Source organism: Pedobacter sp. 01T416_2, from assembly GCF_056398925.1.
Window position 1 is genome coordinate 1 of record NZ_JBFTQI010000739.1, and the last position, 2,906, is coordinate 2,906.

Below are 2,906 nucleotides of genomic sequence, written 5' to 3' on the forward strand. Positions count from 1 at the left end.
ATATAACCGATAATCTGATCCTCACTAATATTGGCAGTGTTTATAAAATGCATGAAGAGAAGCATGTTGAGGGCCATAGCCACGTTTCTGGAGGAGAAGCCAAAGAGATTAACGATAAACAGATTACAGCCTTGCTGATCCAGTATAAATCGCCAATGTCGGTGATTCTTTTCCCGCGGATGGTTAACCAAAGTACAAACATGCAGGCGGCCTCTCCGGCGATGGAAAGTGCAAGGTTGTTTTCACTGATCGGTGTTGGGATTGATACGTTACAATGGTTCGCCATATTTATTATGGGGATTGCTGCCCTGAGTATTTTTATCAGCCTTTATAACGCCATGAAAGAACGGAAATACGACCTGGCCATTATGCGCTGTCTTGGTGCATCAAAATCGAAACTCTTTTTCCTGGTCATGTTTGAAGGGGTTTTGGTTACATTTATCGGCGCCTGTTTGGGTTTGTTGATCGGGCATGTTGCCCTTGAGGTAATCGGTGCCTATCAGGAATCTTCTCAGGCAAAATTAACAGGGCTTACTGCAATTCCACAGGAAGTATATTTAATCTGGATCGGGCTGTTTATCGGCGCTTTAGCCTCGCTTATTCCTGCTATGCAGATTTACAAGGTTGATATTGCCGAAACTTTAACCAAAAACAGCTAACCCGGTTGAGGTTAATACGATGAAGAAATTGCTTTTATTGGTTGTTTCATGTTTAGTTATCCACGTAGTAGCGGCGCAGGTTAAGGTACATACCGACATGCGCACGCCTACCTGGAACCTGATCGGTTTAAGGTATGATGCCGAAATTGCTCCGAAGAAATGGGGAAGCGTTTTTCCACCTGCATTAAAGGCATTACACAATAAGGTTATTGAGCTGCCTGGTTACATCATTCCCACAAAGGTAGGGTCGAAATTTAGCGAATTTATGTTCTCTATTGTACCCATTGCCTCCTGTCCGTACTGCGGCTCGGGCGATATTCCATCAATGGTGCAGGTGAAAATGTTAACGGCTATTCCCATTACCGAAAAACCGATCAAACTGAAAGGGATATTCGTTATTAACGATTCGGGTGATGATAGGAGCGAGTTTTTTCTTTTAAATGCAAAACAGTTATGATGAAAAAATATATAACGGTTTTATTGACATTGATCTCTTTTACAGCTGTTGCGCAGGTAAATGTACATACCGATATGCGCACGCCCACCTGGAACCTGATTGGCTTAAAGTACGATAAGCAGGTAAAACCATTGGTTTGGCAGGCTGTTTTTCCACCTGCATTAAAGGCAATCAACAACAAGATCATTGAAATCCCTGGGTATATTATCCCTACTAAAGTTGGCAATAGCTTCAGCGAGTTTATGTTTTCTATTGTGCCCATTGCCTCCTGCCCGTATTGCGGCACGGGCGATATCCCTTCGATGATAGAAGTGAAGACTTTAAAACCGATTACCTGGACCGAAGAGCCCATTACCCTGAAAGGCAAATTTATAATCAACGATTCTGGTGATAGCCGATCTACTTTTTTTCTTTTAGATGCTATAAAACGATGAGATATTTGCATTTTATTTTCTTTCTGTTTTCCGTTTGCTCAGTTAGTGCACAAACGCAAAAGCACAACCCAAAAGATCAGTTGCGATCTTTGAACTGGGATGTAATCGGCTCGGTGAAATTTGAACTCACCGAAAAGAACGAACTTTTGCCCCTGTTTACTGAATCGATCAGACGTTTTGAGAATAGGGAGTTTGATTTAACAGGTTACCTGATCCCTATAAAAAGCGGACAGAAACAACAAAAATTTCTTTTGGCAACCCTGCCCATTAACCAATGTTATTTTTGTGGGCAAAATGGTATTCCGGTAATGATTATGATAGAGATGGAAAATGCAGTACCGTATAGTGAAAAACCTATCCGGGTTAGAGGGGTTTTGAAATTAGAGCAAAAAGATGCGAGCTATGCACCCCCAATAAGCATCAAGCATGCCAAACTGATTAATTAATTGCTTATTTTTGTATTGCTATGGAAAACAAAACAGCACGTTTCGAAAAACTTTTGGTTAAAAACGGACTAAAAAGAACTGCCCCACGTTTGCAGGTGCTGGAGATTTTGAGTGGAAGAGATTCTGCAACATCTCAGCCTTACTTGGAGCAGGTGATGGGCAAGAATGCTGACCGGGTTACTTTATACCGTGTTTTGCAGGCTTTTGAAGAAAAAGGGATTATACATAAGGTTTTAGATCAGCAGGGCACAGCCAATTATGCCATCTGTTCTGATGGCTGCAGTGCACACGAACACCATGATGAACATGTGCATTTTAACTGCGATAACTGTCATAAAATTTACTGTTTGGATACCGTTAAAATTCCGGCATTAAAAGTTCCGGCAGGATTTAAAGTAGAACACCTTAACCTGATTGCTACCGGTTTATGCGCAAGCTGTTCGGATAAGGTAAATTAAAGTTTACTGCACCAAAAGATTACAACCCCTGATATCGGCATTGTCAAACCTGCCCAATACTTCAAAACTTTGATCAGGATTTATTCTGCCCAAATCCTGCGTAGCAATAAATGAACAAGAATTGAGATTGGCCAGATCGATTACATTGATACCACCAGTCCTGCCATTCGCCATCAAACTTAAAGGATCGTTGGTGTCGCGGATCAAAACCTTCATCCAGCTGGGGCAGTTAAAGATACCTTCACCCAAAGAATAAGCCTGAGAAAGTAGCTCGGTCATTCCATATTCGCTATGGATCGCACTTACGCCGAACCCTTTGGTCAATTGTTCATGAAGTTCTTCCCGAACCATTTCTTTACGTTTCCCTTTCATTCCTCCCGTTTCCATTACAATCAGCTCGGGGAAATCGATTTCAAACTGTTCTATAAAATCGAGCAGGGCATAAGTAACAC

General features: G+C 41.7%; 5 protein-coding genes and 1 pseudogene. 5 read left to right on the plus strand and 1 reads right to left on the minus strand.

Features of this window, described 5'->3' with window-relative positions:
• The 5 genes from AC1DPQ_RS23345 to AC1DPQ_RS23365 form a co-directional block, all read left to right on the plus strand.
• On the plus strand, positions 1–659 hold a 659-nt coding region (locus AC1DPQ_RS23345; protein ID WP_477611029.1), incomplete at its 5' end, for an ABC transporter permease.
• Between the two features lie 19 nt (positions 660–678).
• Positions 679–1,116, plus strand: a complete 438-nt coding sequence (locus AC1DPQ_RS23350) for a hypothetical protein (RefSeq protein WP_477582128.1) — start codon at positions 679–681, stop codon at positions 1,114–1,116.
• Positions 1,116–1,550, plus strand: coding sequence for a hypothetical protein (locus AC1DPQ_RS23355; RefSeq protein ID WP_477582126.1), 435 nt, complete (start codon positions 1,116–1,118; stop codon positions 1,548–1,550). Before AC1DPQ_RS23350 ends, AC1DPQ_RS23355 begins: the two co-directional genes overlap by 1 nt.
• Positions 1,551–1,555: 5 nt before the next feature.
• Positions 1,556–1,996 carry a hypothetical protein gene (locus AC1DPQ_RS23360; RefSeq protein WP_477611030.1) on the plus strand — a complete coding sequence of 147 codons (441 nt, stop codon included), beginning with the start codon at positions 1,556–1,558 and terminating at the stop codon, positions 1,994–1,996.
• Positions 1,997–2,016: 20 nt separating this feature from the next.
• On the plus strand, positions 2,017–2,454 hold the full coding sequence (locus AC1DPQ_RS23365; protein ID WP_057932600.1) for a Fur family transcriptional regulator: 438 nt from the start codon (positions 2,017–2,019) through the stop codon (positions 2,452–2,454).
• 3 nt (positions 2,455–2,457) lie between these two features.
• Here the strand turns inward: AC1DPQ_RS23365 and AC1DPQ_RS23370 are convergent.
• Positions 2,458–2,906: pseudogene (locus AC1DPQ_RS23370) on the minus strand (acyl transferase); the annotation flags it as partial.